This is a genomic window from Bombilactobacillus bombi, assembly GCF_013607485.1.
In the GTDB taxonomy this organism is placed as follows: domain Bacteria; phylum Bacillota; class Bacilli; order Lactobacillales; family Lactobacillaceae; genus Bombilactobacillus; species Bombilactobacillus bombi_A.
Window position 1 is genome coordinate 1 of sequence record NZ_SCHP01000109.1, and the last position, 2090, is coordinate 2090.

General features: G+C 33.0%; 4 protein-coding genes. 2 read left to right on the top strand and 2 right to left on the bottom strand.

Features of this window, described 5'->3' with window-relative positions; translation table 11 throughout:
* A partial coding sequence (locus tag EQ827_RS08575) for a hypothetical protein (RefSeq protein WP_181190563.1) occupies positions 1 to 679 on the bottom strand: 679 nt, incomplete at its 3' end.
* A gap of 137 nt (positions 680 to 816) precedes the next feature.
* Here EQ827_RS08575 and lepB point away from each other — a divergent pair.
* Both lepB and EQ827_RS08585 read left to right on the top strand, forming a co-directional pair.
* Entirely contained in the window at positions 817 to 1476 is a 660-nt protein-coding gene (lepB, locus tag EQ827_RS08580) for a signal peptidase I (protein ID WP_181190564.1), read from the top strand.
* A 14-nt stretch (positions 1477 to 1490) separates the two neighbouring features.
* On the top strand, positions 1491 to 1673 hold the full coding sequence (locus EQ827_RS08585) for an LBP_cg2779 family protein (RefSeq protein WP_219912686.1): 183 nt from the start codon (positions 1491 to 1493) through the stop codon (positions 1671 to 1673).
* Positions 1674 to 1910: 237 nt separating this feature from the next.
* Here the strand turns inward: EQ827_RS08585 and EQ827_RS09000 are convergent.
* Positions 1911 to 2090, bottom strand: a 180-nt coding sequence (locus tag EQ827_RS09000) for a hypothetical protein (protein ID WP_219912687.1), incomplete at its 5' end; no start/stop codon positions are given.

Here is a 2090-nt window from a genome sequence, read left to right on the forward strand (position 1 = left end):
GCCAAAATTGAGTACTGTTAGTAGCCCCTAAATACTCGCCTAAAATCCAAAATTGAATAAAAGGCTGCAACTGACGGATTTTTTTCAAAATGGCAACATCGCTACGGTCTTTATCTGGACTCCATGCCAATAAAACTACCTGTACTTGTGAATGATATTTTTCAAGAGCGGATAATGCATCTAAGACTTCTACATTTGTCCAACATTGTTGACCAGTTTGGCTGTTTTTCGACCAGCTAAAGTTATCAGTTGCAATTACGCTTTGACCTCTTTGTTTTAAAGCAGCACTTAAAATACCATTGCCAGCCATTAATTCCAAATAATTAATATCAGGAAAAAGTTGTACCCAACAATCCATCATGGGGCCATTTATTAGAGACCAAATGCCCAATTTTGTTTGGATGAAATCACGAAAATCATCTAAAAATCGGGAAAATTCCTGCAAAAAATCGCCCTTTTCTAAGAGAGTTAACCCCGGCATAAATTGCGGATTGGCAATCAATTGAGCAAAATCAACTTCATTAACTTCTAACTTTGCTAAAACAAAATTTGGTAGTCGTTGCTGACGATAAGCTTGGATTACTTGCTGCATTTGGGTTAATAAGTAACGAAATTTGGGAACATCCACAAAAAGGGATTGATATTTAATCAGCTTTTGTTCATAATTTATAAAGGTCATGATAGTTTTTTATTCATCTCATATTTATATATTGTGAAAAACATCTTGATATTATTAAAAAGTATTTAAAGATATCTTCTTTTTAAAATTTTATCATAGATTATATTAAACATAATTGATTAAGTGAGGCAAGTTTAATGAGTGACACTAAAAGTAATAATGATAATAATACAGTTAAAGAGTTATTAATCTGGATTGTGCAAACTTTAGTTTTGGCAGCAATATTTTTAGGAATATTTATGGTATTAAACAAATACGTTTTTTCTAATACTAAAGTTTCCGGCACTTCAATGCAACCCACCTTTGAAGATGGTGATCGAGCAATTGCTTGGCGTCACAGTAACTTAAAAACTGGCGATGTAGTTGTAGTTGATGCCCCAGATGAACCTGGTTCATTATATATTAAAAGAATAATTGCAACCCCGGGTCAAAAGATTGTTGCCAAAAATAATAAAATTTATATTAATGGCAAAAAATTAAATCAGGATTTTCTGAAACCCGGAAGTAAGTTAGTTGATGACGGTGTTGATAATGTCTATGGCACTCATTACACCGATACAGGCGATTTTTCAATTCGTTCCTTAGCAAAGACTTCCAATTACCAAGATATATATTCCAAATCACAGCTAGCACAGATGAAAAAGACTAATCGCGTTCCCAAGGGTACTTACTTTGTCATGGGTGATCACCGCAGTGTTTCTAAAGATAGCCGTTATATCGGCTGCATTGCTCGCAACAAAATAATTGGTGTGGTGAAATTCCGTTACTGGCCATTAACACAAATGCGCGGGTTTTAAAAAGGAGTAAGATTATGCAAAATAAACTAGCTGAATTGATTATTCAGTATCAAAAAAAGACCAACAAAAATGACGCTCAATTTGCCTTTGAAAGTCATTTTACCGTAGAAAAAATTCATAATATCAAAGCTGGCAATAGTAACTATACTGCTGATGAAGAACGTCGCATTATCCAATACATCAAGGATCATTCTTAACTAGCTATAATAAAAAGCAGCAACTTTATTGAGTTGCTGCTTTTTATTGGCAGATTTCTATTTTAATCCTAACAAGCTTTAATGGAAATTCGATACTAATACTACTGGAAATTTAAAAGTAACTTATAATTAGTGGCTCACATAACCAACTCTTTTATTACTTGACTCAAAAATTCTCCATAAATGCAAAAAACTTGATTAAAAATATGAAACTCAATCTTTGACCTTCATCGTAGATTACAAATAACATTGTTTTTCAACAAAGATAAATAAACAATCTTTAATTTGTTCAATATCAATAAAACAGAATGTATTTCTAAAATGTTGATTGGCCAAGCGGACTTGTGTGATATCGGTATGAAGAACGGTGTAAGGTTCGGTGGCCTGGAATTGCTGCTTTAATAGATTGTCATTAAC

Excerpts from the sequence above, each read along its gene's own strand:
- lepB (WP_181190564.1), top strand. The coding sequence starts at position 817 with ATGAGTGACACTAAAAGTAATAATGATAATAATACAGTTAAAGAGTTA.
- EQ827_RS08585 (WP_219912686.1), top strand. The coding sequence starts at position 1,491 with ATGCAAAATAAACTAGCTGAATTGATTATTCAGTATCAAAAAAAGACC.